The sequence below is a fragment of the Actinosynnema sp. genome (assembly GCF_052038725.1).
Genome location: NZ_JBQGCX010000919.1, coordinates 1 through 26,776 on the forward strand (window position 1 = coordinate 1; position 26,776 = coordinate 26,776).

General features: G+C 73.5%; 24 protein-coding genes. 11 read left to right on the forward strand and 13 right to left on the reverse strand.

Annotated elements, in window-relative coordinates; genetic code table 11:
• The 3 genes from ACTUAL_RS19240 to ACTUAL_RS19250 form a co-directional block, all read left to right on the forward strand.
• Window positions 1-1,287: glycerol-3-phosphate dehydrogenase/oxidase (locus ACTUAL_RS19240; protein WP_440901228.1), on the forward strand; the 1,287-nt coding region annotated here is incomplete at its 5' end.
• A 143-nt stretch (window positions 1,288-1,430) separates the two neighbouring features.
• Window positions 1,431-1,730 carry a hypothetical protein gene (locus tag ACTUAL_RS19245; protein ID WP_440901229.1) on the forward strand — a complete coding sequence of 100 codons (300 nt, stop codon included), beginning with the start codon at window positions 1,431-1,433 and terminating at the stop codon, window positions 1,728-1,730.
• Window positions 1,727-1,924: a hypothetical protein gene (locus ACTUAL_RS19250; protein WP_440901230.1), complete on the forward strand. Its 198-nt coding sequence runs from the start codon at window positions 1,727-1,729 to the stop codon at window positions 1,922-1,924. Before ACTUAL_RS19245 ends, ACTUAL_RS19250 begins: the two co-directional genes overlap by 4 nt.
• A gap of 101 nt (window positions 1,925-2,025) precedes the next feature.
• Here the strand turns inward: ACTUAL_RS19250 and ACTUAL_RS19255 are convergent, their stop codons facing one another.
• From ACTUAL_RS19255 to ACTUAL_RS19280, 6 genes are all read right to left on the reverse strand, one after another.
• Window positions 2,026-3,297: an amidohydrolase gene (locus ACTUAL_RS19255; protein ID WP_096496981.1), complete on the reverse strand. Its 1,272-nt coding sequence runs from the start codon at window positions 3,295-3,297 to the stop codon at window positions 2,026-2,028.
• A complete protein-coding gene (locus tag ACTUAL_RS19260) occupies window positions 3,294-4,469 on the reverse strand; it encodes a M20 family metallopeptidase (protein WP_096496982.1) in 1,176 nt (391 codons plus the stop codon). Before ACTUAL_RS19260 ends, ACTUAL_RS19255 begins: the two co-directional genes overlap by 4 nt.
• A 350-nt stretch (window positions 4,470-4,819) precedes the next feature.
• On the reverse strand, window positions 4,820-5,158 hold the full coding sequence (locus tag ACTUAL_RS19265; protein WP_440901231.1) for a hypothetical protein: 339 nt from the start codon (window positions 5,156-5,158) through the stop codon (window positions 4,820-4,822).
• Between the two features lie 66 nt (window positions 5,159-5,224).
• Window positions 5,225-6,211: a methylmalonyl Co-A mutase-associated GTPase MeaB gene (gene meaB / locus ACTUAL_RS19270; protein ID WP_440901232.1), complete on the reverse strand. Its 987-nt coding sequence runs from the start codon at window positions 6,209-6,211 to the stop codon at window positions 5,225-5,227.
• A complete protein-coding gene (scpA, locus tag ACTUAL_RS19275; protein WP_096496985.1) occupies window positions 6,204-8,393 on the reverse strand; it encodes a methylmalonyl-CoA mutase in 2,190 nt (729 codons plus the stop codon). Before scpA ends, meaB begins: the two co-directional genes overlap by 8 nt.
• Entirely contained in the window at window positions 8,390-10,171 is a 1,782-nt protein-coding gene (locus ACTUAL_RS19280; RefSeq protein WP_440901233.1) for a methylmalonyl-CoA mutase family protein, read from the reverse strand. Before ACTUAL_RS19280 ends, scpA begins: the two co-directional genes overlap by 4 nt.
• Window positions 10,172-10,546: 375 nt before the next feature.
• On the opposite strand from ACTUAL_RS19280, the gene ACTUAL_RS19285 reads away from it, so the two are divergent.
• From ACTUAL_RS19285 to ACTUAL_RS19295, 3 genes are read left to right on the forward strand one after another with little or no spacing between them, the layout of a single operon-like run.
• Window positions 10,547-12,343: a serine/threonine-protein kinase gene (locus tag ACTUAL_RS19285; protein WP_096496987.1), complete on the forward strand. Its 1,797-nt coding sequence runs from the start codon at window positions 10,547-10,549 to the stop codon at window positions 12,341-12,343.
• Window positions 12,344-12,382: 39 nt separating this feature from the next.
• A complete protein-coding gene (locus tag ACTUAL_RS19290; RefSeq protein ID WP_440901234.1) occupies window positions 12,383-13,195 on the forward strand; it encodes a purine-nucleoside phosphorylase in 813 nt (270 codons plus the stop codon).
• Window positions 13,192-14,820, forward strand: a complete 1,629-nt coding sequence (locus ACTUAL_RS19295; protein WP_440901235.1) for a phospho-sugar mutase — start codon at window positions 13,192-13,194, stop codon at window positions 14,818-14,820. The genes ACTUAL_RS19290 and ACTUAL_RS19295 overlap by 4 nt, the downstream gene beginning before the upstream one ends.
• Window positions 14,821-14,856: 36 nt before the next feature.
• On the opposite strand, the gene ACTUAL_RS19300 is transcribed toward ACTUAL_RS19295, so the two are convergent.
• From ACTUAL_RS19300 to ACTUAL_RS19320, 5 genes are all read right to left on the reverse strand, one after another.
• Window positions 14,857-15,180, reverse strand: coding sequence for a hypothetical protein (locus ACTUAL_RS19300; protein ID WP_096496990.1), 324 nt, complete (start codon window positions 15,178-15,180; stop codon window positions 14,857-14,859).
• A gap of 55 nt (window positions 15,181-15,235) precedes the next feature.
• The gene (locus tag ACTUAL_RS19305; RefSeq protein WP_440901236.1) at window positions 15,236-15,562 is read right to left on the reverse strand and encodes a hypothetical protein; all 327 of its coding nucleotides are present in this window, start codon (window positions 15,560-15,562) and stop codon (window positions 15,236-15,238) included.
• 281 nt (window positions 15,563-15,843) lie between these two features.
• Window positions 15,844-16,239 carry a MerR family transcriptional regulator gene (locus ACTUAL_RS19310; RefSeq protein ID WP_096496992.1) on the reverse strand — a complete coding sequence of 132 codons (396 nt, stop codon included), beginning with the start codon at window positions 16,237-16,239 and terminating at the stop codon, window positions 15,844-15,846.
• Window positions 16,240-16,352: 113 nt separating this feature from the next.
• Entirely contained in the window at window positions 16,353-16,736 is a 384-nt protein-coding gene (locus ACTUAL_RS19315) for a type II toxin-antitoxin system death-on-curing family toxin (protein WP_015805110.1), read from the reverse strand.
• Between the two features lie 40 nt (window positions 16,737-16,776).
• Complete coding sequence (locus ACTUAL_RS19320) at window positions 16,777-16,983, reverse strand: ribbon-helix-helix protein, CopG family (protein WP_041837166.1); 207 nt, start codon at window positions 16,981-16,983, stop codon at window positions 16,777-16,779.
• 73 nt (window positions 16,984-17,056) lie between these two features.
• Here ACTUAL_RS19320 and ACTUAL_RS19325 point away from each other — a divergent pair, with 73 nt between their 5' ends.
• Window positions 17,057-17,653, forward strand: coding sequence for a TetR/AcrR family transcriptional regulator (locus tag ACTUAL_RS19325; RefSeq protein ID WP_041837167.1), 597 nt, complete (start codon window positions 17,057-17,059; stop codon window positions 17,651-17,653).
• A 441-nt stretch (window positions 17,654-18,094) separates the two neighbouring features.
• Here ACTUAL_RS19325 and upp read toward each other — a convergent pair whose 3' ends face one another.
• Window positions 18,095-18,718 carry a uracil phosphoribosyltransferase gene (gene upp, locus ACTUAL_RS19330; protein WP_015805113.1) on the reverse strand — a complete coding sequence of 208 codons (624 nt, stop codon included), beginning with the start codon at window positions 18,716-18,718 and terminating at the stop codon, window positions 18,095-18,097.
• Between the two features lie 469 nt (window positions 18,719-19,187).
• Here upp and ACTUAL_RS19335 point away from each other — a divergent pair, with 469 nt between their 5' ends.
• Together ACTUAL_RS19335 and ACTUAL_RS19340 are read left to right on the forward strand one after the other, a co-directional pair.
• The gene (locus tag ACTUAL_RS19335; protein WP_440901237.1) at window positions 19,188-24,536 is read left to right on the forward strand and encodes a trypsin-like peptidase domain-containing protein; all 5,349 of its coding nucleotides are present in this window, start codon (window positions 19,188-19,190) and stop codon (window positions 24,534-24,536) included.
• A gap of 3 nt (window positions 24,537-24,539) precedes the next feature.
• Window positions 24,540-25,529, forward strand: a complete 990-nt coding sequence (locus tag ACTUAL_RS19340; protein WP_440901238.1) for a Gfo/Idh/MocA family protein — start codon at window positions 24,540-24,542, stop codon at window positions 25,527-25,529.
• Between the two features lies 1 nt (window position 25,530).
• Here ACTUAL_RS19340 and ACTUAL_RS19345 read toward each other — a convergent pair whose 3' ends face one another.
• The gene (locus ACTUAL_RS19345) at window positions 25,531-25,749 is read right to left on the reverse strand and encodes a hypothetical protein (RefSeq protein ID WP_440901239.1); all 219 of its coding nucleotides are present in this window, start codon (window positions 25,747-25,749) and stop codon (window positions 25,531-25,533) included.
• 101 nt (window positions 25,750-25,850) lie between these two features.
• Here ACTUAL_RS19345 and ACTUAL_RS19350 point away from each other — a divergent pair, with 101 nt between their 5' ends.
• The gene (locus ACTUAL_RS19350) at window positions 25,851-26,687 is read left to right on the forward strand and encodes a helix-turn-helix domain-containing protein (RefSeq protein WP_440901240.1); all 837 of its coding nucleotides are present in this window, start codon (window positions 25,851-25,853) and stop codon (window positions 26,685-26,687) included.
• A gap of 14 nt (window positions 26,688-26,701) precedes the next feature.
• Window positions 26,702-26,776 (forward strand): DUF397 domain-containing protein (locus ACTUAL_RS19355; RefSeq protein WP_440901241.1); only part of this gene is annotated, 75 nt, incomplete at its 3' end.

Below are 26,776 nucleotides of genomic sequence, written 5' to 3' on the forward strand. Positions count from 1 at the left end.
CTGAGCCGCTCGGGCGCGCTGCGGCTGGCGCCCTCTCTCAAGCAGGACGCGCTGATCGGCGGCATCCGCTACTTCGACGCGCAGGCCGACGACGCGCGGCACACCATGATGGTCGGGCGCACCGCCGCCCACTACGGCGCGGTCGTGCGGTCGTCGACGCAGGTCATCGACTTCCTGCACGAGTCGGACCGGGTGTCCGGCGTGCGGGTGCGCGACGTGGAGGACGGCCGGGAGACCGACGTCCGGGCGCACGCGGTGATCAACGCGACCGGCGTGTGGACCGACGAGCTGCAGCGGCTGTCCGGCAGCCGGGGCCGGTTCCGGGTGCGGGCCAGCAAGGGCGTGCACATCGTGGTGCCCAGGGACCGGATCGTGTCCGAGACCGGGCTGATCCTGCGCACCGAGAAGTCCGTGCTGTTCGTGATCCCGTGGCGCAACCACTGGATCATCGGCACCACCGACACGGACTGGAACCTGGACCTGTCGCACCCGGCCGCCACCAAGGCCGACATCGACTACCTGCTCGCCCAGGTCAACAGCGTGCTGGCGACGCCGCTGGCGCACGAGGACATCGAGGGCGTGTACGCGGGCCTGCGACCGCTGCTGGCCGGGGAGAGCGAGTCCACGTCGAAGCTGTCGCGCGAGCACGCGGTGGCGCGGGTCGCCCCCGGCCTGGTCGCGATCGCGGGCGGCAAGTACACCACCTACCGGGTGATGGGCGCGGACGCGGTGAACGCGGCGTCGGTCGACCTGCCCGGCCGCATCCAGCCGTCGATCACCGACAAGGTGCCGCTGGTGGGCGCGGACGGGTACCACGCGCTGGTGAACCAGGCCGACCACCTGGCGGCCGAGCACGGCCTGCACCCGTACCGGGTGCGGCACCTGCTGGACCGGTACGGCTCGCTGGTGCACGAGGTGCTGGCGCTGGCCGCGGACTCGCCGGAGCTGCTCAAGCCGATCCCCGGCTCGCCGGACTACCTCCAGGTCGAGGTGGTGTACGCGGCCTCGCACGAGGGCGCGCTGCACCTGGAGGACGTGCTGACCAGGCGCACCCGGATCTCGATCGAGTACCCGCACCGGGGCGTCGAGTCGGCCGAGGCCGTGGCCGGGCTGATGGCCGGGGTGCTGGGCTGGGACGAGGCCGCGATCGCGCGCGAGGTCGAGGTGTACACGGCGCGCGTGGAGGCCGAGCGGGCCTCGCAGGACGAGCCGAGCGACCAGGCCGCCGACGCGGTGCGGGCGGCGGCGCCGGAGGTGCGGCCGGAGCTGGTCGAGCCGGTGTCCTGATGCCGCGCTGAACCCCCGCCAGCGATGTTCCCGCCGCCCGGTCCGCGCCTCGTGCGCGGGCCGGGCGGCGGCGTCTTGAACGGGTGAGGGCCCCAGCCAGCAGGGGGGCGCTGGGCGCCGGATCACCGTCCGGCGGTGCGCTGGTGACGCGGTTCGAGGTGTCCGCGCGGCGGGTGGCCGATCGGGACGCCGGGGTGCTGCGCGCCGTGCTGCCGCGGCTGTGCCGGCCCGCGCTGGTCGTGGTCGCCGCCGGGCTCGGGGTGGTCGCGCGGCTGGGCGCGTCCGAGGTCGACCGGGGCCTGCCGCGCGCGGTCCCGCGGCCGCCCGCCGCGACGGTCTGGCTGAGCGGCCTGACGGCGGTGGCGCTGTGGCTGTCGGCGGTGGCGCACCCGGCGTGGCAGGCCGACGGCTGGGACCTGGCCGGGAGAGGGGGGACGGGATGACCGCGACGGAGCTCGGGTTCGACGAGGACGAGGGCGGCTTGGTGGACGAGCAGGAGATCGCCCTCGGCACGGACACGCACTGCGTCTCCGCCAAGAGCGGCTTCACCGCCTACGGCTGGCTGCGCGAGGTCCTGGACCGGGGCAGGCCCGAGAAGCGCCCTGAGCTCGTCGGCCTCACCGACGCGGCCCGCTGACCGAACAGCCCCGACGCCTGACGCGCGGACCCGAACGGCGAGTCCGCGTACAGCACTCCGCCCCGCCACCGGGCGCGGTGGCGGGGCGGGTGCGGGACCGACTAGGCCAGCGCCGCCAGCGCCGTGTGCACCATGACGCGCACGCCGACCATCAGCGCCCGCTCGTCCAGGTTGAACGTCGGCTGGTGCAGGTCGCGCGGGGGCTCCTCGCCGTCCCACACGCCCAGGCGCGCGAACGAGCCCGGCACGTGCTCCAGGTACCAGCCGAAGTCCTCGCCGCCCGACGACTGCTGGGTGCCCGCCAGCGCGTCCTCGCCCAGCGCGGCCTCGATGCCCGCGCGCAGCAGCATGGTCGACTCGCGGTCGTTCACCACGGGCGGCACGCCCCTGCGGTGGTGCAGGTCGAAGCCGACGCCCAGCGGGGCCAGCAGGGACGACACCAGCTCCTTGACCAGCGGCTCCAGCTCGGCCCAGATGTCCCGGTCGCCGGTGCGCAGGGTCCCGCGCAGCACGCCGTCCTGCGGCACCGCGTTGGCCGCCTCGCCCGCGTGCACCGCGCCCCACACGAGCACCGTGCCGGACCTCGGGTCGACCCGGCGCGACAGCAGCGTCGGCAGCCCGGTGATCACCGTGCCGAGCGCGTGCACCAGGTCGGCGGTCAGGTGCGGGCGGGAGGTGTGGCCGCCGGGGGAGGTCAGGCGCAGCTCCAGCAGGTCCGACGCGGACGTGATCGCGCCGACCCTGGTGCCGATCCGCCCGGCCTGGAGCCGGGGGTCGCAGTGCAGGCCGAAGATCCGCTCGACCCCGTCGAGGCCGCCTGCCGCGAGCACGTCGAGCGCGCCGCCGGGCATGATCTCCTCGGCGGGCTGGAACACCAGCCGCACCCGGCCGGGCAGCTCGGTGGCCGACGCCAGCGCCAGCGCCGCGCCCAGCAGCACCGTCGTGTGGGCGTCGTGGCCGCACGCGTGGGACACCCCGTCGACCTCGGACGCGTACGGCGCGCCGGTGTTCTCGCGCAGCGGCAGGGCGTCGATGTCGGCGCGCAGCGCCACGCACCGGGGGCCGCTGCCCACGTCGCACACCAGGCCGGTGCCGCCGGGCAGCACCCTGGGCTTGAGCCCTGCCGAGCGCAGCACGTCGCCGATCAGCTCGGTGGTGCGGTACTCCTTGCGGGACAGCTCCGGGTGCGCGTGGATGTGCCGCCGCCAGGCGATGACCTCGGACCCGTTCGCCGACAGCCAGTCGTCCAGCCACGAGGGGCCTCGGCCCTCACCCAGGTCGTCCACAGGGGCAATGCTGACCCCGCGCTCGGTCAGCAGCACTTCGGAGCCCTTCTCACTCGGCAGTTCGGGACGCGAGTCGAGGATCGTCACGACGCCCCCACCGCCCCGGCGATCAACCTGGCCCGCTGGTCGGCGTCGGACGCCGCGGCGATCGCGGTCCAGGCGAGGGCGAGCGCCCCGTCGAGCAGGGCGCGGTCGGCGGAAGCCGACGCGCAGGCAGTAGCGAACTCGATTTGGTGGTTCACCGCGTCTCCGCAGTCGATTGCGATGGTCGGGTGGATCGACGGCAGCGCGCGGGTGATGTTGCCCATGTCCGTGCTGCCGATCTTCTCCCGCTGTTCCTCTTCGGGACTCATCGGGTTCCTGCCCAGTTCCGTTGCAGCGCGCCGGTAGGCGTCCGCGAGCCACTGGTCAGGGGTCAGCTCCGCGTAGGGGGGCGAGACCTGCACGACCTCGTGGTCGCAGCCGGTCGCCACCGCTCCCGCGCGGAAGCAGTTCCTGATGCGCTCCTCCAGGCCGGTGAGCGAGTCGAGGTCGTCGGCTCGCAGGTCGTACACGGCTGAGGTGTGCGCGGGGATGATGTTGGGGGCGGCCCCGCCCCTGGTCACGACGCCGCTGATCATCTGGCCGGGCTCGAAGTGCTGCCTGGCCAGTCCGATGGCGACCTGCGCGACGGTGAGCGCGTCGCCCGCGTTGATCCCCCGGTGGGGCGCGGCGGCGGCGTGCGAGGGGCGGCCGGTGTAGCGGACCTCCAGGTCCGTGAGCGCGAGCGAGCGGGCCGCCACCGCCTCGTAGGGGGCGGGGTGGACCATCATCGCCAGGCCGACGCCGTCGAACGCGCCGCGCTCCAGCATCAGGACCTTGCCGCCGCCGACCTCCTCGGCCGGGGTGCCGATCACCTTGACGGTCAGCCCCAGCTCGTCGGCGAGGTCGCGCAGCGCGAGGCCCGCGCCGGTGGACGCGGCGGCGATCACGTTGTGGCCGCAGGCGTGGCCCACCTCGGGGAGGGCGTCGTACTCGGCGCACAGCGCCACGACCAGGTCACCGCTGCCGCACGTGGCGGTGAAGGCCGTCTCCAGGTCCGCCGTGCCGCGCTCCACCTCGAAGCCGGAGCCCTCCAGGAGGTCGGCGACCTTGGCGGCGCTGCGGTGCTCCTGGAACGCCAGCTCGGGCTCGGCGTGGATGCTGTGGGACAGGGCGACCAGCGCGTCGGAGTGGCGCTCGACCGCCGAGCGCGTGCGCTTCTTGAAGTCGGTACCCATTTGCGTCCATCCTGCACCAGCCCCGGCGGGCGTGACGCTCCCCACCTTGATCAACCGGCGGCCGGTCACGGGGGTGCGCCAAACGGTGCGACGAAGTTCGGTCAGACCGATCAAGCGCGCCGGTGCACCTGTCAGGGGACCATATACCGCCCGACTGCTCCCAGCAGCTGAGAGACCGGCCTCCCACTGGATGGGAGGGCCGTGACCTGCGCCGGGCCGCCGGAACGGGTCGTGGGGTGAACCGCGCCACCACGGCGGGGTGACCGACACGCCGTCGTTCGGTGACCGGTTCGACGGCGGGTCGGACGGGCGCGGCCCGCGTCGGGGCCGCGCGCCGGAGGTCGCCGCGACTACGACTTGCGCCGGTCCCACTTGCGCTGGTTGCGCCAGAATACGCCGCCGAACACGAGCAGCGCCATCGCGCCGAGCCACAGCTTGCGCTTGGTCTCGCTGCTGACTCCGGGTGACTGGTCGCCCGAGGGCTGGCCGGTCTCGGTCCCGGTCGGCGCGGGGGCCCCGGTCTCGGTGCCACCGGGCGCGGGGGTGTCCCCCGGCTGCTGGAGGCGCGCGTCCACCACCGGGGCGGAGAGCGCGCTGACCTGCGGCTCCGGCGTCGCCGCCGCTGTGGCGGGCGTGCCGACAGCGCAGACGACCACGAAGAGCCACACCGCGAGCACAGAACGCCACATGGTTACTCAGACTAGTCATCGCACCGTCTGGTTACCACTGTCAGTGGTCACCTGAACCAGTGATTCTCAACGGCGAGTGAATAGTTCGAGGATGCGTTCCGCCGCGAGGGTGGCGGTGAGCCGCCCCTCCCGCACCGCCAGCTCCAGCTCGGGGGCCTCCGCGCGCACGCCCGGATCGGCCCGCAGCCCGCCGAGCACCCGGTCCTCCACCATCGCCCACGCCCACCCGACCTGCTGGTCGCTGCGCCGCCGGGCCAGCAGCCCGGCCTCCTCCAGCGCGGCCCGGTGCTTCTCCACCTGCCGCCACACCTCGTCCAGCCCGGTCCCGTCGAGCCCGCTGCAGGTGAGCACCGGCTGGTGCCACGGCGCGTCGTGCGCGCGCAGCAGCCGCAGCGCGCCCGCCAGCTCGCGGGCCGCCTTGCGGGCCTCCAGCGCGTGCTCGCCGTCCGCCTTGTTGACCGCGACCACGTCGGCCAGCTCCAGCACGCCCGTCTTGATGCCCTGGAGCTGGTCGCCGGTGCGGGCCAGGGTGAGCAGCAGCGAGCAGTCCGTCATGTTCGCCACCGCCGTCTCGGACTGCCCGACGCCCACGGTCTCCACGAGCACCACGTCGTACCCGGCCGCCTCCACCAGCACGATCGACTCGCGGGTGGCCTTGGCGACGCCGCCGAGCGTGCCGGAGGTCGGCGAGGGCCGGATGAACGCGCGCTGGTCCACCGACAGCCGGGCCATGCGGGTCTTGTCGCCGAGGATGCTGCCGCCGGTGCGGGTGGACGACGGGTCGACGGCCAGCACCGCGACCCGGTGGCCGCGCTCGGTGAGCATGGTGCCGAAGGCGTCGATGAACGTGGACTTGCCGACGCCCGGCACCCCGGTGATGCCGACCCGGTGCGCGCCGCCGGAGCGGGGCAGCAGCTCGACCAGCAGCTCCTGCGCCAGCTCGCGGTGGTCCGGCCGGGTGGACTCGACCAGGGTGATGGCGCGGGCGAGCACGGCCCTGCTGCCGCCCAGCACCCCCTCGGCGTACTCGGCCGCGGTGAGCCGCCTAGCCATGCCCGAGCCTGGCCGACAGCTCGCGCAGCAGGTCGGCGGCGGCCTCGGCGATGACCGTGCCGGGCGGGAAGATCGCCGACGCGCCCGCCTCCCGCAGCGCCGCGAAGTCCTGCGGCGGGATCACGCCGCCGACCACGATCATGATGTCGTCCCGGTCCAGCCCGGCCAGCGCCTCGCGCAGCGCGGGCACCAGGGTCAGGTGCCCCGCGGCCAGCGAGGACACGCCGACCACGTGCACGTCGGCCTCCACGGCCTGCCGCGCCACCTCGTCCGGGGTCTGGAACAGCGGGCCGACGTCGACGTCGAAGCCGAGGTCGGCGAACGCGGTCGCGATCACCTTCTGGCCGCGGTCGTGCCCGTCCTGCCCCATCTTGGCGACCAGGACGCGCGGGCGGCGGCCCTCCTCCTCGGCGAACGCGGCGACCAGTGCGCGGGTGCCCTCCACGTTGGACACGGCCCCGACCTCCTCGCGGTACACGCCGGTGATGGTCCTGATCTGGGCGGAGTGGCGTCCCCAGACCTTGCCGAGGGCCTCGGAGATCTCCCCGACCGTGGCCTTGGCGCGGGCGGCGGAGATGGCCAGCTCCAGCAGGTTCCCCGCCGCGCCACCGGTGTCGGCGCCCGCCGCGCGGGTGAGCGCGTCCAGCGAGGCGTCCACCTCGGACTGGTCGCGCTCGGCGCGCAGCCGCTCCAGCTTCGCGAGCTGGCTGGCCCGCACGCCCGCGTTGTCGACCTTGAGCACCTCGATCTGCTCGTCCGCGTCCACCAGGTACTTGTTGACGCCGATCACCGGCTGCCGGCCGGAGTCGATGCGCGCCTGGGTGCGGGCGGCGGCCTCCTCGATGCGCAGCTTGGGGATGCCCGCGTCGATCGCGGCGGCCATGCCGCCCGCCGCCTCCACCTCGGTGATGTGCGCCCACGCCCGGTGCGCGAGGTCGTGGGTGAGCCGCTCCACGAACGCGCTGCCGCCCCACGGGTCGATCACCCGCGTGGTTCCGGACTCCTGCTGGATCAGCAGCTGGGTGTTGCGGGCGATCCGGGCGGAGAAGTCGGTGGGCAGCGCCAGCGCCTCGTCGAGCGCGTTGGTGTGCAGCGACTGGGTGTGGCCCTGGGTGGCGGCCATCGCCTCCACGCAGGTGCGGGCGACGTTGTTGAACACGTCCTGCGCGGTCAGCGACCAGCCGGAGGTCTGGCAGTGCGTGCGCAGCGACAGCGACTTCGGCGACCTCGGCTCGAAGCCCTTGACCAGCTTGGCCCACAGCAGCCGGGCGGCGCGGAGCTTGGCGATCTCCATGTAGAAGTTCATGCCCACGGCCCAGAAGAACGACAGCCGGGGCGCGAACGCGTCCACGTCCAGCCCGGCGCCGCGGCCTGCGCGCAGGTACTCGACGCCGTCCGCGAGCGTGTAGGCCAGCTCCAGGTCGGCGGTCGCCCCGGCCTCCTGCATGTGGTAGCCGGAGATGGAGATGGAGTTGAACTTCGGCATGGACCGCGAGGTGAAGGCGAAGATGTCGGAGATGATCCGCATCGACGGCCTCGGCGGGTAGATGTAGGTGTTGCGGACCATGAACTCCTTGAGGATGTCGTTCTGGATGGTCCCGGCCAGCTTCGCCGGCTCCACCCCCTGCTCCTCGGCGGCCACGACGTACAGCGCCAGCACGGGCAGCACCGCGCCGTTCATGGTCATCGACACGCTCATCCGGTCCAGCGGGATGCCGTCGAAGAGCTGGCGCATGTCGTAGATGGAGTCGATGGCCACGCCCGCCATGCCCACGTCGCCCGCCACGCGCGGGTGGTCGGAGTCGTAGCCGCGGTGGGTGGCGAGGTCGAAGGCGACGCTCAGCCCCTTCTGCCCGGCCGCGAGGTTGCGGCGGTAGAAGGCGTTGGACTCCTCGGCGGTGGAGAACCCGGCGTACTGCCGGATGGTCCACGGCTGGTTGACGTACATGGTCGGGTACGGGCCGCGCAGGTACGGCGGGACGCCGGGGTAGGTGCGCAGGAAGTCCAGGCCCGCCAGGTCCTCGGCGGTGTAGACCGGTTTGACGCCGATGCCCTCCGGGGTCTCCCAGGCGAGCGCGTCGGCGCCCTTGCCGGTGGCCTCCTGCAGCGCGGCCTGCCACCGCGCCCGGTCGTCGGGGCCGGTCGGCTCGCCGAGGTCGACCCGGCTGAAGTCGGGGATCATCGCGGGACTCCGAGGGACTCGAAGGTGCGCCCGAGCACGTCCAGCGCGGGGCAGCCCAGGAACAGGTGGTCGTCGACGGTCGCGTCGGAGCGCTTGCCCGCGAGCAGGACGCGCTCGGCGCCCGCCGCGCGCAGGGCGTCGGCGGTGGGGGCGGCCAGCTCCGCGTAGGAGCTCTCGCTGCCGCACAGGCAGGCGACGCGGGCGCCACTGGCGCGGAACGCCGCGACGACGTCGTCGGTGGTCCTCGTGGGACCGGCCTGCGGGGTCTCGACGCCGCCCGCCTGGAGCAGGTTGGCGGCGAAGGTGGCGCGGGCGGTGTGCGCGGCGACCGGTCCGAGCGTGGCCAGGAAGACCCTGGGCCGCTCGGGGGCGGCGTCGGCGCGGTCGCGCAGCGCCTCGAAGTCCTGGGCGTAGCGGATGACGGGCAGCCCGCCGCCGGGTTCCGGCGGGGCGGGGCGGCGCACGACGGGCTTCTCGCCCAGGTTCGGGAACTCGCTGACCCCGGTGATGGCGTCGGTGCGGTCGGCGAGGTTGGCGCGGCGGCGCTCCCAGGTGGCGGCGAGCCGGTCGGCGACCAGGCCGGAGCGCAGGGCGGCGGCGAGCCCGCCCTCGGCCTCGATCTCCTGGAACCAGCGCCACGCCGCCCTGGCGAGGTCCTCGGTGAGCCGCTCCACGTACCAGGAGCCGCCCGCCGGGTCGATCACCGCCGACAGCCGCGACTCCTCCAGCAGCACCGACTGGGTGTTGCGGGCGATGCGGCGGGAGAAGTCGTCGGGCAGGCCGATGGCGTGGTCGAACGGCAGCACGGTGATCGCGTCGGCCCCGCCCATCCCGGCGCCCGCGCAGGCGATCGTGGTGCGCAGCATGTTCACCCACGGGTCGCGGCGGGTCATCATCGCCGGGGACGTCACGGCGTGCTGGACCTGCGGGGTCGGCTCGCCGCACACCTCGGTGACGCGGGCCCACAGCCTGCGGGCGGCGCGGAGCTTGGCGGTGGTGAGGAACTGGTCGGCGGTGGCGGCGTAGCGGAACTCCAGCAGCCGCGCGGCGCGCGCGACGGGCAGGCCCGCGTCGGTGAGCAGCCGCAGGTAGGCCACGCCCGCGGCGAGCGAGGCGCCGAGCTCCTGCGCGTCGGAGCCGCCCGCGTTGTGGTGCGGCAGGGCGTCGACGGCGATCAGCCTGGCGGCCGGGAACGGGTCCAGGCGCGGCAGCAGGTCGAGCAGGGCGGCGGTGTCGGGCTCCTGCCCGGTGGCGGCGAGGGCGCCGAGCGGGTCGGCGCCGAGGTTGCCCGCCAGCTCGCTGCCCGGCGCGGACCGCTCGCCCCAGATCCGCAGCAGCTCCCGGCCGGACGCGGCGAAGTCGGCGCCCGCGTCGAGCACCACCGGCGCGAGGTCGAGGTAGACCTCGGCGAGCAGCGGTTCCAGGTCGGCGGCGGCGATCCCCCTGAGCCACAGCGCGCCGACGCCGTTCTCCAGGTCGGCCACGACCGCCTCGCGGTCGGCCTCCCGGTGCTGCTGGCGGATCTCCCAGCCCAGCGCGGTGCCCTGCGGCCTGCCGCCCCTGGTGAACGGGAACGTGCCGGGCAGGCCGGTGGCGGGCAGGGGCTCGTCGGCGGTGTGCAGCGGCTGCACGGCGATGCCGTCGTAGGTCGTGGTGACGAGCGAGTCGTACTCGGCGCCGGTCTTGCCGAGCACGCCCTCGACCAGGCCCAGCCACCGCTCGCGGTCGGGTTCGGGGAACTCGGCGGCCAGCGCCAGCTCGCCCGGCTGCTCAATCATGCCCCGCAGTGTCGCGGACGGGCGTGCGCGCGGGCTAGGCGCTCTTTCGACGGACGGCGCCGAACGGGTCGGCGGTCGCCCGGAACGGGAACGACCTGCCAGCGCGGGTCTGGGGGGACCCCTGGTCCCCCGGTGCGGACTGCTCGGGTCCGGGCGCACGGGCGCTCACCCGCGTGGGAGGCGGGCCGACCGCCGAGAGTGACCGGCGCCCGCGTGCCGGTCGCGGGGTTCCGCAGGCCCGGACGTGGTCGTGGAAGGCCTGCCGCTAGGGGGTTCCGGGACCGCTGCGGGCGTCCGAACTGCGGTGCCGCCCGGTCGGGCGGCGGCGGGCGCGAGCGGCGCTGGGGCGGCCCCCGGCTCGTGGACAATGGCCGGGTGGACAGTGAGCGCCTCATCGCGGGCCGTTACCGCCTGCACCACGTGCTGGGCAGCGGGTCGATGGGGACCGTCTGGGCCGCGCACGACGAGGTGCTGCGGCGCGCGGTCGCCGTGAAGGAAGTCTTCCAGCCGTCCGGGATGGCGGGCGGGGAGGCGGCGGTGCTGCGGGAGCGCACGCTGCGCGAGGCCCGCGCCGCCGCGCAGCTGGCCCACCCGAACCTGGTGACGATCTACGACGTGGTGCAGGTCGACGGCGACCCGTACGTGGTGATGGAGCTGGTGCCGTCCGAGTCGCTGGCGGAGGTGGTGCGCCGCTGCGGTCCGCTGACCGCCGAGCAGGGGGCGGTGGTGGCGCACGCGGTCGCGTCCGGGTTGGACGCCGCGCACCGGGCGGGCATCACGCACCGGGACGTCAAGCCGGGCAACGTGCTGGTCGCCGCGGACGGCCGGGTGAAGCTGACCGACTTCGGCATCGCCCGCAACATGGCCGAGGCGACCATGACCTCGCGCGGCATCGCGCTGGGCACGCCCGCGTTCATCGCGCCGGAGATCGCCACCGACGGGGTCGTCACGCAGGCGGTCGACCAGTGGAGCCTGGGCGCGACGCTGTTCGCGGCGATGACCGGCCAGCTGCCCTACGAGGGCGACAACCCGCTGCAGACCATCAACCAGGTGGTGCACGGCGACGTGCCGTCCACGGACGTGTGCGGCGAGCTGGCCGAGGTGGTCGGCGGGCTGATGCGCAAGGACCCGGCGGAGCGGCTGCCGCTGTCCGAGGTGCGCAGGCTGGTGCGCCCGCTGCTGCCGGACGCCGACGGCTTCCCGTTCGAGGAGGGCGCGGAGCCCAGACCGGTGGTGGAGGTGGTGCGGCCCGAGCCGGTGAGGCTGCGCTCCGCCGAGCCCGCGCCGGACGCGCCGCTGGCCGCCGACCCCGGCCCGCTGCCCTTCCTGCTGTCCGGCGGCTCGTCGGGCCGCTCGGGGCCGCACGAGGTCACCGACCACCCGCACGAGTACGGCGCGGACTACGGCGAGGACTACGGCGCGGACTACGACGAGGGGTACGACTTCCCGGACGCTCCCCCGGCCCGCCGCTCCGGGCTGGCCACGGTGCTGCTGGCGCTGGCGGCGACCGTGCTGTTCGCCGTCGGGGCGGGCTCCGGGTTCGTGCTGACCCTCGCGGCGGCGGGCAGGCCGCTGCTCCCGCCCGCCGCGTCGAGCGCCGAGCGCACCCCGTCCGCGCCCGCGACGGTGACCGTGTCCCTGGTGCGCCGGGAGTTGCGCGCGGCCACCAAGGAGGGCGACCGGGGCGCCGGGTTCACCATCGACGTCGGCTCGGACTGGACCTCGTTCGTGACGCAGAGCGGCAACGGCGGCGTGGCCAACAGCACCGCCGTGCTGCTGGTGGACCCGTCCGGCAGCTGGCAGGTGACGGTCGAGCGGTTCCCGGACTTCTTCCCCGGCCTGAGCGTGGACAACTACCTGGACCTGGTGGCCGGGCGCTGGGGCGGGGACAACTACTTCCCCGGCCAGGAGAAGCAGCCCACCGAGCCGCTGCCGAACGCCGGGCGGGACGGCGCGGTCCAGTACAGCTACAACACCGTCGAGCACCCGCGCGACGGGCAGTCCCGCGCCGGGACGGGCTCGGCCCAGACCCGGCGCTCGCACTACGCGCGGGTGCTGCCCAGGGGCAACGACCTGTGGGTGGTGGAGGTGGTGTTCCCGACCGAGCAGGAGGAGCAGGGCCGGGAGCAGCTGTTCGACTCGATCGCGCCCACGCTGACCGTGATCGGGTGACCTGCGGCGACCGCCCCCGGCGGGAGTTAGGCTCCCGCGGTGACCGCCAAGAGTGAGAACACCAGTCCGGAAGCGCTCGCCGCCGACGCGGCGCGGGCGCTGAGCGAGAGGACCGGGGTCGACCGGCACGACATCGCCGTCGTCCTCGGCTCCGGGTGGCGGCCCGCCGCCGACCTGATCGGCCAGGCGCAGGCCGAGATCCCCATGGGCGAGCTGCCCGGCTTCGAGGCCCCCACCGCCGTCGGGCACGGCGGCACCATCCGCTCGGTGCGGGTGGGCGACAAGAACGCGCTGGTCGTGCTGGGCCGCACGCACGGCTACGAGGGCAAGGGCATCACCAAGGTCGTGCACGGCGTGCGCACCGCCGCCGCCGCGGGCGTGAAGACCGTGGTGCTGACCAACGCCGCGGGCGGCCTGCGCCAGGGCATGTCGGTGGGCCAGCCGGTGCTGATCAGCGACCACCTGAACCTGACCGCGTCGTCCCCGCTGGTGGGCGCCCGGTTCGTGGACCTGACCGACCTGTACTCGCCGCGCCTGCGCGAGATCGCGCGCGGCATCGACCCCTCCCTGGAGGAGGGCGTGTACGCCGGTCTGCCCGGCCCGAACTTCGAGACCCCCGCCGAGATCCGGATGCTGCGCACCATGGGCGCCGACCTGGTCGGCATGTCCACGGTGCTGGAGGCCATCGCGGCGCGCGCCGAGGGCGTGGAGGTGTTCGGCCTGTCCCTGGTGACGAACCTGGCGGCGGGCATCACCGGCGAGCCGCTGAACCACCAGGAGGTCCTGGAGGCGGGCCAGGCCGCCGCGAGCCGCATGGGCGCGCTGCTGCGGGAGCTGGTGGAGCGGGCATGACGCTGTCCCCCGCGCTGCGCGACGCCGCGTTCCGCTGGATCGCCGACGACCCGGACATGGAGGCGCGCACCGAGCTGCAGCGCGTCCTGGCCGGGGCGATGGGCGGCGACCCGGCGGCGCTGGAGGAGCTGGCCGACCGGATGTCCGGGCCGCTGACGTTCGGCACCGCCGGGCTGCGCGGGCCGGTGCGGGCCGGGCCGAACGGGATGAACCGGGCCGTCGTGGTGCGCACGACCGCCGGGGTGGCCCGGTGGCTGGCCGAGCAGGGCGGCGGGGCGCGCGGCCTGGTGTTCGTCGGCCGGGACGCCAGGCACGGCTCGGAGGACTTGGCGCGCGCGGCGGCCGGGGTGCTGGCCGCCGCCGGGTTCACCGTGCGGCTGCTGCCCCGGCCGCTGCCGACGCCGCTGGTGGCGTTCCTGGTGCGGCGGCACGGCGCGGTGGCGGGCGTGCAGATCACCGCCTCGCACAACCCGCCCGCCGACAACGGCTACAAGTTGTACCTGGAGGGCGGCTCGCAGATCGTGCCGCCCGCCGACCGGCAGATCGAGGTGGCGATCTCCGAGGTGGCGGCGGCGGTGTCGGTGCCGTCCAGCGAGTCGTGGACCGAGGTGTCCGAGGACGAGCTGGACGAGTACCTGGGCCGGGTGTCGTCGCTGCCGCGCGGGTCCGCGCGCGGGCTGCGGGTGGCGCTGACCCCGATGCACGGGGTGGGCGGCGCGACCGCCGTGGAGGCGCTGAGCCGGGCCGGGTTCACCGACGTGCACGTGGTGCGCGCGCAGGCCGTGCCCGACCCGGACTTCCCGACCGTGGCGTTCCCGAACCCGGAGGAGCCCGGCGCGGCGGACCGGCTGCTGGAGCTGGCCGCGCAGGTCGACGCGGACCTGGCGATCGCGCTGGACCCGGACGCGGACCGGTGCGCGCTGGGCGTGCGGGAGCGGGACGGGTCGTGGCGGATGCTGCGCGGCGACGAGACGGGCGTGCTGCTCGGGTCGCTGGTGCTGAGCACCACCGAGGAGCCCGACCCGCTGGTGGCCACGACGATCGTGTCGTCCTCGCTGCTGCGCGGCGTCGCGCAGGCGCACGGGGCCCGGTACGCGGAGACGCTGACCGGGTTCAAGTGGCTGGTGCGGGCCGGTGAGCGGCTGGTGTACGCGTACGAGGAGGCGCTGGGGCACTGCGTCGACCCGGCGCACGTCAGCGACAAGGACGGCATCTCGGCGGCCGTGGTGGCCTGCGACCTGGCGGCCACGCTGAAGGCGTCGGGGCGCACGCTGCTGGACGCGCTGGACCAGCTGGCACTGGAGCACGGGCTGCACCTGACCGACCAGGTGTCGCTGCGCTTCACCGACCTGAGCCGGATCGGGGCGCTCATGGCGCGGCTGCGGCAGTCGCCGCCGGAGGGGTTCGCGTTCGAGGACCTGCTGCCCGGCGCGGACGTCGTGCGGTTGACGCAGGACGGCGTGCGGGTCGTGGTGCGCCCCTCGGGCACGGAGCCGAAGCTGAAGGCCTACCTGGAGGTCGTGGAGCCCGTGGCGGACCCCGCCGACCTGGCCCCGGCCCGTGCCCGAGCGGGTGAGCGGTTGGGCGCCCTGCGCGGGCGCGTGTCGGACCTGCTGGCCGACTGAGGCCGGCCGCGCGCGGTCCGGCGGAGGGCTCCAGGGTCAGCCCATGACCGCGATGACCAGGCAGAGCACGGCGATCGCCGCCGCACCACCGGCCACCAGGTAGGGCCGGTTGTCCGGCGGCGAGACCCGGTCGTCGGTGAAGGCCGAGACCGCCAGGCGGATCCCGATGTAGCTGAGCGTGCACAGGGTGACCCCGGCCGCGAGGACCATCGTGTTGATGCTCCACGGGCTGTGGTCGACGCCGGGCCACACGCTCATGAGCACCAGCGGGAAGCCGATCAGGCCGACCGCGAGGCCGACGCCGCCACCCCAGATGATCCGGCGGTTGCGCGCCATCGTGGCGATGCTGCGAGTGTCCATGACTCCCTCCTGTCACTTGCAAGGACGCGCCGGGCGGTCACCGGTTGCGCGCCGGTCACTCCCCGTTGCCGTCCCCCCGGTTCGACGGGCGCTCCAGCGCGCTTTGCGGGGGGACGCCCCTAGTCTTGCGCACCGAGCGCCGGGCGGGCAGGCGGTCCCCCCTCGGGGGCGGGTCCGGACGGGGCGCGGCGGCGCCGGGACGCCGGGTCTGGAGGTCGGCGGTCCACGGCCTGGTGCGGCGGACGGCCTCGGCGGCGGCCTTGAGGTCCTTGGCGCCGCCGTGCTCGTAGACGCGGCGGAAGAAGCGCAGCACGAGCCAGTGGCGCGCGAGGCCGATCAGGGGCGGGAGCAGGACGAGCAGCGCGGCCCAGTGCGCGGCCATGACCACCTCGCGACGGTTCGGCCTCCCGGTGAGCGCGGGCGGCGACCTGTGCGAGCGTGGTGCAGCGCGGTGCGTGCGCGGTGCTGGGCGGACCTGCTCGCTCCCCCGGCTCACTCCCTGCCGGCGAGACAGGGGCGGGATCGCGGCAGTGGCAGCCTGGGCTGCGGCATCGCGCAGGGCCGATGTTATCCATCAGCGATCACGCGGCAACTCGGCGCGCGCGCCCGCCCCTCGCCCGTCCCCCATCCGTGTGCCTGCTTTTCCGCTGCCCAGGGGCCCGCTCAGGCGGTGGCGCCCCTGGTGATGCCTTCCACGAACGTGCGCTCCAGGCTGCCGTAGTGCTCGATCTTGTAGTCGAGCACCTCCAGGCAGGCGTTCAGCTCGGCCACGCGCTCGCGCACCGCCGTCCGGTGCTCCACGAGGATCTGCCGCCGCCGGGCCGCGCCGGGGTCGCCGCGGTGCCGCAGCTGGGCGTACTCGCGCATCATCTTGATCGGCATCCCGGTGGCGCGCATCCTGGTCAGGAAGGCCAGCCAGCTGAGGTCGTCCTCGCTGTAGTCGCGCCTGCCGCCCGCGTCGCGGGCGGGCGGGTCGAGCAGCCCGATCCGCTCGTAGTAGCGCAGGGTGTCGATGGACAGGCCGCTGCGCTCCGCGGCCTGGGCGATCGAGATCGTCACGCCCGGAACGGTAGGGACCCGACCCGGTCCCCGGTCAACGCCCCCGCTGCGGTGGTTCCGCGCCCGCCTGGGGTTTCGCCGCGCGCGCCTTCGGGCCCGCGACCTCCGGCAGGTCAGCCGTCCTTGGGCACGCCCCACGCCTCCAGGTGGGCGGCCATGCCGGGGACGTCGACCTGCTCGCGCCCCAGGGAGCGGACGAGTTCGAGGGCGTCGTCCTCCTCGGCCTCGATCCACCAGCCGTTGATGTCGCACAGCGTCACGGCGGCCACCCAGCCGAGGCGCCAGTTGCCCTCGGACAGGGGTCGGGTGCGGACGATGGAGTCGAGCAGGGCGGAGGCCTTGAGCCACAGCGTGTCGTAGGCCTCGACGCCGAGCACGGTCGCCCTGGGGCGGTGAGCAGCGGAGTCGAGCAGGCCTAAGTCGCGCACGACGAGATCGCCGCCGGTGACGGCGGTCGCCAGCACGAGCAGATCGCCGGCGTCGAGGTAGTTGACCACGACACCAGTGGATCACAACGGAGGCGCGGTCAGTGCGCCATCAGGCCGATCCCAGCTTGTCGAGCAGACCCCGGTACTTGGGGAGCACCCGTCCGAGCACCTCGGACAGCTCCTCCTCCTTCTGGAGCCTGGCCCAGCGGTCGGCCAGCGCGAGCCGCACGACTTCCTGCTTCGAACGGCCCTCGGCGGCTGCGAGCTCGTCGAGCCGCCGGTTCTCCTCATCGCTCAGACGCAAGGTCATCGCCATTCTCTTGATGGTACCAATGTGGTACCACGCTGACCAGAGGCTTTTTATAACACCGTTGCGTTACGATTCCCCGGTGCCAAGACCGAAGACCCACGACGACGCCCTTCGCGTTCGGCTGCTCGACCGCGCGGGTGAACTCCTGTCCACCGAGGGGCCGGGCGCACTGAGCTTGCGCAGGCTCGCGGCGGATGTCAACACCTCGACCACAGCGGTGTACTCGCTGTTCGGGGGCAAGCCCGCGCTGTTGGACGCGTTGTACGAAGAGGGGTTCCGCCGTTACGAGCAGAGGCTTGCCTCCGTGCCGGGGACGGACGACCCCGTGGAGGACATCACGCGGATCGGCCGGGCCTACCGGGAGCACGCGCTGGCGGACCCGCACTTCTACCTGGTGATGTTCAGCAGCCGGTCCACGCTGGACTTCCAGCCGTCGGCGGGGGTCGCGGAGCTGGCGCGGGGGACGTTCCAGCCGGTGCTCGGCGCGGTGGAGCGGGCGGTGCGCGACGGGGTGTTCGTGGACGAGGAGCCGGGGCAGCTGGCGCTGGCGCTGTGGGGGTTGGTGCACGGGCTGATCTCGCTGGAGCTGAACGCGGCGCTGCCCGCGGGGCTCGCGGTGGGGGCGGTGTACGAGCGGGCGGTGCGCGCGCAGTGCGAGGGGTGGCGGCGGCGGTAGTCGCGCCCGCAGGTCCTTGCCGCACAACGGGGTGCGCGGTCCGTTCACGCGAAGTGCTTTGCGGCGCAACGGCGTTCGGCGCAGGGCTCCGCGGTTCTTCGGCGCCCCGACCGACCGTCGCGGGTGATGCCCGCCTGGGCGGGCGGAGGCCGGGGAGGAGGCCGCCGCATACCCTCCCCGACCCCCTTGACCACCTCTCGCGAGGCGGCCCGTACCCGGCGTCCGCGCAGGTGGGCGGGTGCTCGCCACCGTTCGCGGAGCGATCGGTCCGAACCACAACGTAGAACAAAGGTCTAGACCACCTCTACGGCTGAACAGCGCAATCCGGGCGCCTGCCGTTACCGGGACGAGGGGTCGGCGCGATCCGCACTGGTGCGGACGGGCCCTGGAGACGGCGAAGGGGCCGCCCGACCCCGGACGGCCCCTTCCGCGCTGAGCCGATCAGACGGCGCCGTACTGCCGGTCGCCCGCGTCGCCGAGGCCGGGCACGATGAACCCGGAGTCGTTGAGCCGCTCGTCCACGCTCGCGGTCACGAGCCGGATCGGCAGCCCCGACTCGCGCAGGTGCTCGATGCCCTCGGGGGCCGCGAGCGCGCACACGGCGGTCACGTCGGTCGCGCCGCGCTCGGTGAGCAGCTTGATCGTGTAGACCATCGACCCGCCGGTGGCGAGCATCGGGTCGAGCACGAACACCGGGCGACCCGCGAGGGACTCGGGCAGCGACACCATGTAGGGCGTCGGCTGGAGCGTCTCCTCGTCGCGGGCCAGGCCGACGAAGCCCATCTGCGCGTCGGGGATGAGCTTGTGCGCCTGGTCGGCCATGCCGAGGCCGGCGCGGAGCACCGGCACGAGCAGCGGCGGGTTGGCGAGGCGGTAGCCGGTGGTGCGGGCGACGGGGGTGTGCACGCGCTCCTCGGCGACGGGGGCGTTGCGGGTGGCTTCGTAGACGAGCATGACGGTGAGCTCGTGCAGCGCGGCGCGGAACGCGGCGTTGTCCGTGCGGGCGTCGCGCATGGTGGTCAGGCGGGCCCTGGCCAGGGGGTGATCGACAACGAGGACGTCCATGACGGAAGAGTATGTGTGGTAGGTGTGGGCGGTGCCTGCCGGTTCCTTGCCCGGTTGCGTGGCCCGCGTGCTCGATGGCGCGGGGAACACGGTGGGTGTTGGGGTGCTGCTCGAGGGTGGTCGGTTCGTCACTTGCGCGCACGTGGTGAACCTGGCGCTGGGGCGGGGCGAGGGGGCTGATTCGCCGCCCTCGGGTGTGGTGCGGGTGTTCGGGTACCCCGGCAAGCCATCGCGGCCCGGGGGGGCGTGGGTGGAGGCGGTGGCGCCGCGGGCGCGGGACGTGAACTCGAAGGCGTGCGCGGCGTACTTCCTGGCCGCTGAGGCGAGGTGCGCGACCTGCTCGGACTGTCGGGGAATCCGCGGATGCCGTCGTTCGACCGGGACGAGCGGCTGCGGGTGTGCACGCGGTTGGCATCGATCCCCCACCAGCACCCTGACCACGCTGCGCGACGTGTGGTAACCCTGAGAAGTGCACCCCGCCGCCTTACCCAGCTCAGCCGCCCGCGTCCTCGACGCCGACGACAACCCCGTCGGCGGGGCCGTGCTGCTGGCCGGCGGCACGGTCATGACCTGCGCGCACGTCGTCAACCACGCCCTCCGCCGCCACGAGCGCGACCCCGCCCGCCCCGACGCGCCGATCCGCGTCCAGTTCGGCCCGCGCACCACCACCGCCCGCGTCGTCCACTGGATGCCCCCGCCCGCCCGAGAGGGCGACCCCGGCGACGACATCGCGGGCCTCGCCCTCGACGCGCCCCCGCCGGACATCCCCCCGGCCCGCCTGATCACCACCCTCCCCCGCCCCAACACCGTCGTCCGGATCTTCGGCTACCCCGCCAAACCCACCCGCCCCGACGGCGCCTGGGTGGACGCCCTCGTCAAGGGCCGCAACAGCCGGGGCCACCTCCAGCTCGAATCCACCTCCGCCCTCCGCGTCCAACCCGGCTTCAGCGGCAGCCCCGTCTGGGACGACGTCACCGGCCGCGTCGTCGGCATCATCGCCACCGCCGGGACCTCCACCCCGGACAGCTACGCGATCTCCGCCGAGCAGCTCCGCGTCGGCTGGTCCGCCCTCGGCAGCAGCCGCACCGCCAAGCGGCCCGACCTGGTCACCGCCCTGCACCTCCCCGGCCCCCGCGCGGGCGGCAAGACCTGGTCGTTCACCACCGACGACCTGCTCCGCGACCTCCCCGCCGACACCCCGCCCGACCTCCTCGTCGTGGCGGGCGACCTCACCGAGCAGGGCGGCAAAGCCGAGTTCGCGCAGGCCTTCCGCCTCCTGGCCGACCTCGCCGAGGACCTCGACCTCCCCCGCGACCGCGTGCTCGTCGTCCCCGGCGCGCACGACGTGAACCGCAAGGCGTGCAAGGCCTACTTCGACACCGCCGAGGCCGACGACGAGGAGCCGGTCCCCCCGTTCTGGCCCAAGTGGAAGCAGTTCTCCGCCGCCTTCGACCGGTTCTACGACGGCCACTCCCCCACCTTCACCGCCGACGAGCCCTGGACCCTCTTCGAGATCCCCGACCTCTCGACCGTCGTCGCCGGCTTCAACTCCACCACCGCCGACACCCACGAGCGCGCCACCGCCAGCCTCGGCCGCGACCAGGTCTCCCGGTTCCGCGCGTGGCTCGACGGGTTCCGCGAGCCCGACCAGCTCCGGCTCGGCGTGGTGCACGGGGAAACCCCCGAAACCGTCCGGCAGGAAGACCTGCACCACCTCTTCTCCTCCCCCACCACCAACGACGGCTACCGGCTCGTCTCGTTCGACGCCTCCAGCACCACCCGCCAGGCCCGCCGCTTCGCGCACGGCCGCTGGACCGGCGACACCAGCATCAGCCCCACCGGAACCGCCTGGCGCGTCACCGAGCGCCGCAACGCCGACCCGGCCCCGCAGGAAAGCCCACCGCAAACCCAGCCGCCCCCATCCGGCAACGCCTTCTTCGACCGCGTCGTCGAGGCCACCCGCTTCGCGCACCCCGACGCGAGCACCGTGCCGCACCCGGAGAAGTCCTACCTGCGCGTCGGCCTCCCGATCCCCGGCGGCGGCGTGGACTACCGGCCGGTGGGCGTGGTCGACGGGGACCTGACCGAGGCCGACGTGGACGCGTTCGTCGTGGACGTGCACCGGCACTTCACCGCCGAGGACCCCGGCACCCGCTCGGAGATCGTCTACAGCGGTCGCCTCGCCTCCGCGGACCTCGTGGGCCGCGCGACCCGCCGGGGCGTGTCCCCGCGCAGCTGGGTCGAGTACCGGGGCCTGCTCGACCTCGGCCCGCTGGAGGAGCGCCTCAAGAGCGCCCTCGCCCGCGACAAGGTCTACCCCGAGGCGCTGTACACCGCGCAGCGCTACCGGGTCGTGGGCCGCCACTCGTCCGGCGAGGTGGAACCGGACCTGCTCGCGCGGGTGCTCGGCTGGCTCGGTCTGCGGGCGCGGCAGTTCGTGGTGGTGCTGGGGGACTTCGGGCGCGGCAAGTCGTTCCTGCTGCGGCAGCTGGCGCGCGCGCTGCCCGAGCACCTGGGCGGGGTGACGCCGCTGCTGGTGGAGCTGCGGTCGCTGCAGAAGGCCCCGACGCTCAACCAGCTGCTGGCGAACGCCCTGGTGGGCCAGGGCGTGGCCGTGGTCGACGTGGACAAGCTCCGGTACATGATCGCCAGCGGCCGGGTCGCGCTGCTGTTCGACGGGTTCGACGAGCTGGAGCTGCGCGTCGGCTACGACAACGCCGCCGACTACCTGCGCACCCTGCTGGAGGTGGTCGGCGGCGAGGCGAAGGTCGTGCTGACCAGCCGCACCCAGCACTTCCGCTCGGCCGCGCAGGTGCTGACGGCGCTGGGCGACGAGGTCGTGGCGACCGGGGCGAGCCGGGTGGTGGAGCTGGAGGACTTCACGCGCGGGCAGATCGTGGAGTTCCTGACCAAGCGGTACGGCGGCGACCACGAGCGGGCGCGGGCGCGGTTGCGGCTGCTGGACGAGGTCCAGGACCTGCTGGGGCTGTCGCGGAACCCCCGGATGCTGTCGTTCATCGCGGAGCTGGAGGAGCACCGGCTGCGGGAGGTGCAGCAGCGCAAGGGGACGATCAGCGCGGCGGACCTGTACCAGGAGCTGGTGGACTCGTGGCTGCTGCACGAGCAGGCCCGCCAGGAGCACCGGCACGGGCTGCCGGTGCTGGGCAGGGACGAGCGGCTGCGGGTGTGCACGGACCTGGCGACGCGGCTGTGGTCGACGGGCGCGAACGCGATCCAGGAGGACGAGCTGGGCGTGGTCGCGGTGGCGGCGCTGACCGAGGTGGCGGACCTGGGGTACACGCAGGACCAGGTGGCGCACGCGATCGGCTCGGGGACGCTGCTGGTGACGGGCGAGAGCGGCTTCGGGTTCGTGCACCGGTCGGTGATGGAGTGGCTGGTGGCGAACGAGGCGGCGCGGCGGTTGCGGGCCGGGGAGGGGTTGGGGGAGGTCGCGGGGCAGGCGATGTCGCGGCTGATGGTGGACTTCCTGTGCGACCTGGCCGGGCACGCGCGGGCGCGGCGGTGGGCCCTGTCGGTGTCGGTCGACGGGCTGGCGAGCGCGGAGGAGAAGCAGAACGCGCTGCTGGTGGTCGACCGGTTGGGCGGCAGCGGGTTGGAGGACCTGAGCGGGCTGGACCTGCGGACCGCCGACCTGTCCCGGCTGGACCTGCGCGGGACGCACCTGGCGGGCTCGGACCTGCGCGGGCAGCGGATCGACGGGGCCGCGCTGCGCGGGGTCGACCTGACCGGGGCGGACCTGCGGGGCGCCCGCGTCACCGGCGGCGACCTGTCGGACGCGGTGCTGACCGGGAGCCGCTGGGAGGGCGCGGCACTGCTCGGGGTGGCCGGGACCGAGCGGCACCCGGAGCTGCGCGCGGCGGCGGTGAGCGGCCGGGACCGGGCCGAGGTGATGCTGGCGCGCAGCGCGGCCGTGCTGGCCGTCGCCTACTCGCCGAACGGGGAGACGATCGCGCTGGCGCACGGCAAGCAGGTGGAGTTGTTGCACGCGGAGAGCCACTCGTCGCTGCGCTTCACCGGCGACCACAGCGGCAAGGTCACCTCGGTGGCGTTCTCCCCGGACGGGACCCACGTCATCACCGGAAGCGACGACCGAACAGCACGCGTGTGGACGATCGAGGGCGAACACGTTGTCACGCTCGAAGATCACCGGAGCCCGGTCACCGCCGTCACGGCCTCACCAGACGGCACGCACATCGCCACCGGGGCCCGAGACGGCACCACACGAATCTGGGCGTACACGGGTGAGCTGATCATCGCTCGCGGCGTTCGGCAGCGCATCACGTCGATGGCCTACTCGCCGGACGGCACGCACCTGGCCATCGCGTGCGCCGAGGGCGTCGTGCACGTCTGGACCGCCGAGGGCGACTACGTCGCCGCCCTCTCCGGACACGGGAACGGGATCAACGCCGTGACCTACTCCCCCGACGGCAAGCGCATCACCACCGGCAGCGACGACCGCACGGCCCGCACTTGGGCCGCCGACGGCACACCGGTCGCCACGATCATCGACGGAACCAGGCCTATCACCGCGATCGCCTACTCCCCCGACGGCTCGCAGATCGCCACAGGCCGCAGCGACGGCACCGCGCAGGTCTCGACCGCGAACGGCGCGCACGTCGCCGACCTCGTCGGTCACCAGGGCGCTATCACCTCGATCGCCTACTCGCCGGACGGCACGCTCATCACGACGGGCAGCAACGACAAGACCGCTCGGACCTGGACCACCGACGGCGCGCTGGTCGCCATCCCGACCAACCGCTCCAGGACCATCACCACCGTCGTGTTCTCCCCCGACGGCACGCGCGTCGCCACGTCCAGCAGCGACGGAGCGGCCCGGATCTGGACCACCGACGGGGAGTTGGCCAGCACCCTCAGCGAGAACGAGCAGCGGGTGAACGCGGTCGCCTTCTCACCCGACGGCAAGCGCGTCGCCACCGGCGGGCACGATGGCACCGCCCGTGTCTGGACCTCCGACGGCACCCTGATCACCAAGCTCACCGGCCACGAGCAGCGGGTGAACGCGGTCGCCTTCTCACCCGACGGCACCCGCGTCGTCACCGGGAGCAGCGACCTCACCGCCCGCGTCTGGAGCGCCATGGGGACGCCGCTGGCCCTCCTCGACGGGCACAAGAACTGGGTCACCTCGGTGGCCTTCTCACCTGACGGCACGCTCATCGCCACCGGCAGTCACGACGGAGCCGCACGGATCTGGACCGCCGATGGCACCCGCGTCGCCACCTTCGGACACGCCAGGCCAACCACGGCGGTCGCGTGGTCGCCGGACGGAGCGGAACTCGCCACCGGCAGCAACGATGGCACCGCCCGCACCTGGACCATCGACGGCATTTCGGTCGCCACCCTCATCGGCCACACCCGGCGGGTGCACTCCGTCGCCTTCGCCCCCGACGGTTCGCTCATCGCCACCGGCAGCAGCGACGGCACCGCGCGGATCTGGACCGCCGAGGGCGAGCCTCTGGTGGTTCTTGTCGGGCACAGCGAGATCGTCATCACCGTTGCCTTCTCCCCCGACGGCACACGGGTCGCCACCGGCTCGGTCGATGGCACCACCCGGATCTGGACGACCCACGGCACCCACGTCGCCACCCTCATCGCGACCCACGACGGCTGGGCGGCGCTGTTCCCCGACGGGTCCTACAAGCACGGTGGGGACGTGGGCGCTTTCCTGTGGTGGGCCATGAAGTCCTGCCGGTTCGAGGTCGGCGAGCTGGACCGCCACCACCCCGAGATCCGGCGCCTGCCTCACAGCGCCCCCATGCCCCCGCCGCTACCCTCGTGATCCATGAGCGACCGCGTGCGGATCGGGGTTCTCGGGGCTGCCGCCATCGCCCCCGCCGCTCTCGTCAAGCCGGCCCTCAAGTCGTCCGCCGCGGAAGTGGTCGCGGTCGCCGCGCGGGACCCCGAGCGGGCCAGGGCGTTCGCGGACAAGAACCTCGTGCCGAAGGTCTTCGACGACTACCGGGCGCTGCTCGACGACCCCGACGTCGACGCCGTCTACAACCCGCTGCCCAACGGGCTGCACGGGAAGTGGACGTTGAAGGCGCTCGCGGCGGGCAAGCACGTGCTGTGCGAGAAGCCGTTCGCCGCGAACTCCGAGGAGGCCGAGCGGGTCGCCGAGGCGGCCGAGGCCAGCGGGCTCGTGGTGATGGAGGCGTTCCACTACCGGTACCACCCGCTCGCCAGGCGCATGGTCGAGGTGCTGCCCGAGCTGGGCGCGCTGCGGCACGTGGAGGCGCGGATGTGCTTCCCGCTGCCCAGGTTCTCGAACATCCGGTACGACTGGGACCTCGCGGGCGGGGCGCTGATGGACGCCGGGTGCTACGCCGTCAACGCGGTCCGGATGCTCGGCGGCGAGCCCGAGGTGCGCAGCGCGCGGGTGCGGCTGCGCAACCGGAAGGTCGACCGGGCGGTCAAGGCGGACCTGGTGTTCCCCGAGGGGCACGTCGGGTTCGTGCACGCCTCCCTGTGGTCGGGCGCGGTGCTGAAGCTGTCCGCGCGGGTCATCGGGGAGAAGGGCGAGCTGCGGGTGGCGAACCCGTTCATGCCGCAGTTCGGGCACCGGATGGCGGTGCGGTTGGACGGGCACACCAGGAACGAGCGGTTCGGCTGGAAGCCGTCGTACCGGTACCAGCTCGACGCCTTCACGGACGCGGTCCTGCACGGCAAGCCGTTCCCGACGACGGCTCGGGACGCGGTGGCGAACATGAAGGTGGTCGACGCGATCTACCGCGCGGCCGGGCTGCCGGTGCGGGTGCCGACGGCCCAGGCGTGACCTAGGCGTTCTCCTGGTCTTCGAGGTGGAGCTTGTGGCTGAGCTCGGTGTCGTTGACCAGCACGCGGAAGTGGCCGACGAGCGAGGCGTAGTCGGGTTCGCGGCACTCGATCGCGGACCCGGTGGCGGGCGGGGTGACGGCGATCTTGAGCTCCCAGTTCGCGTAGGCGCCGCTGATCTTCCAGGTGCGCTCGACGGCTTGTTCGGTGGGCGATTCCATGCTGGGAACGGTGGTTTCTTGCCGGCGGGGCACGCAAGCCCTTCCACTTTCGGGTGATCAACACTTTCTTGCCCGCGTGGCAAGACGCGAGAGTCTGCGGCATGACGCACAAGGGGGCTTCGTTCCGGCAACGGCGGGTGTCCGCCGAGCTGCGGGCGCTGCGGGTCGCACGGGGTTTGAGCTGCGCAGAAGTCGCACAGGCCATCGGGGTGTCCGAGAGCAAGATCAGCCGGATGGAGACGGGCAAGCGCGGGCTGCAGGCCTTCGACGTCGCCACGATCCTGGGTTTTCTCCAGGCGCCGCTGAAGTTGCGTGAAGAGCTGATGGCGCTCGTCAGCGCGGGCGAGGGACGGAACTGGCACACGATCCACGGCAAGTTGCCAGGACATTGGCGAGACCTGATCGAGTTCGAGGGGCAGGCTTCAGCGCTCTACAACTACGAGACGCTCCTGGTTCCCGGCCTGGCGCAAACCTCCGATTACGCTCGCGCGATCATGCGGGGCAGCGCGGTGCGGCTTTCGGAAGCCGAAGTGGACGCGCTGGTGGCGACCAGGCTCGGCAGGCAGGCGGTCATCGGCAAGGCACAGGTCCACTTGATCATCGATGAAGCGGTGTTGCACCGCCCTCTGGGCGATCCCCAGATGATGCGGGCACAGCTGCACCACTTGGTGGCGCTCGCCAACCGAGCCAGAACGCAGGTGCGGGTGGTGCCGTTGGACAGTCCGACACACACCGGACTGGATGGCCCCTTCATGCGTTTGGAGTTCCCCGACCAGCCGAGCCTGATTTATGTGGAAACCCGGTTCACCAGCAGTTTCCTGGAAGAGGAGGAGCACCTGCTTAGCGCTAAGCTTGCCTGGCGACAGCTCTGTTCCCTGGCGCTGGCACCCGAGGAGTCGGTGGCGCTGATCGCCAAGCACGCTGGCAAGTTGACATGACGGGAGTGCTTCCGATGAGCCTGAACTGGCGCAAGTCGAGTCGCAGCAACAGCGTCCAGGCCAACTGCGTCGAAGTTGCCCGCACCCCG

Coding starts and splice junctions, on each gene's coding strand:
- ACTUAL_RS19260 (WP_096496982.1), bottom strand. CDS start 4,469: ATGGGTACCGACTTCAAGAAGCGCACGCGCTCGGCGGTCGAGCGCCAC.
- ACTUAL_RS19265 (WP_440901231.1), bottom strand. CDS start 5,158: ATGTGGCGTTCTGTGCTCGCGGTGTGGCTCTTCGTGGTCGTCTGCGCT.
- meaB (WP_440901232.1), bottom strand. CDS start 6,211: ATGGCTAGGCGGCTCACCGCGGCCGAGTACGCCGAGGGGGTGCTGGGC.
- ACTUAL_RS19250 (WP_440901230.1), top strand. CDS start 1,727: ATGACCGCGACGGAGCTCGGGTTCGACGAGGACGAGGGCGGCTTGGTG.
- ACTUAL_RS19305 (WP_440901236.1), bottom strand. CDS start 15,562: ATGGCCGCGCACTGGGCCGCGCTGCTCGTCCTGCTCCCGCCCCTGATC.
- scpA (WP_096496985.1), bottom strand. CDS start 8,393: ATGATCCCCGACTTCAGCCGGGTCGACCTCGGCGAGCCGACCGGCCCC.
- upp (WP_015805113.1), bottom strand. CDS start 18,718: ATGGACGTCCTCGTTGTCGATCACCCCCTGGCCAGGGCCCGCCTGACC.
- ACTUAL_RS19295 (WP_440901235.1), top strand. CDS start 13,192: ATGACGCTGTCCCCCGCGCTGCGCGACGCCGCGTTCCGCTGGATCGCC.
- ACTUAL_RS19320 (WP_041837166.1), bottom strand. CDS start 16,983: ATGGCGATGACCTTGCGTCTGAGCGATGAGGAGAACCGGCGGCTCGAC.
- ACTUAL_RS19280 (WP_440901233.1), bottom strand. CDS start 10,171: ATGATTGAGCAGCCGGGCGAGCTGGCGCTGGCCGCCGAGTTCCCCGAA.
- ACTUAL_RS19340 (WP_440901238.1), top strand. CDS start 24,540: ATGAGCGACCGCGTGCGGATCGGGGTTCTCGGGGCTGCCGCCATCGCC.
- ACTUAL_RS19300 (WP_096496990.1), bottom strand. CDS start 15,180: ATGGACACTCGCAGCATCGCCACGATGGCGCGCAACCGCCGGATCATC.
- ACTUAL_RS19350 (WP_440901240.1), top strand. CDS start 25,851: ATGACGCACAAGGGGGCTTCGTTCCGGCAACGGCGGGTGTCCGCCGAG.
- ACTUAL_RS19345 (WP_440901239.1), bottom strand. CDS start 25,749: ATGGAATCGCCCACCGAACAAGCCGTCGAGCGCACCTGGAAGATCAGC.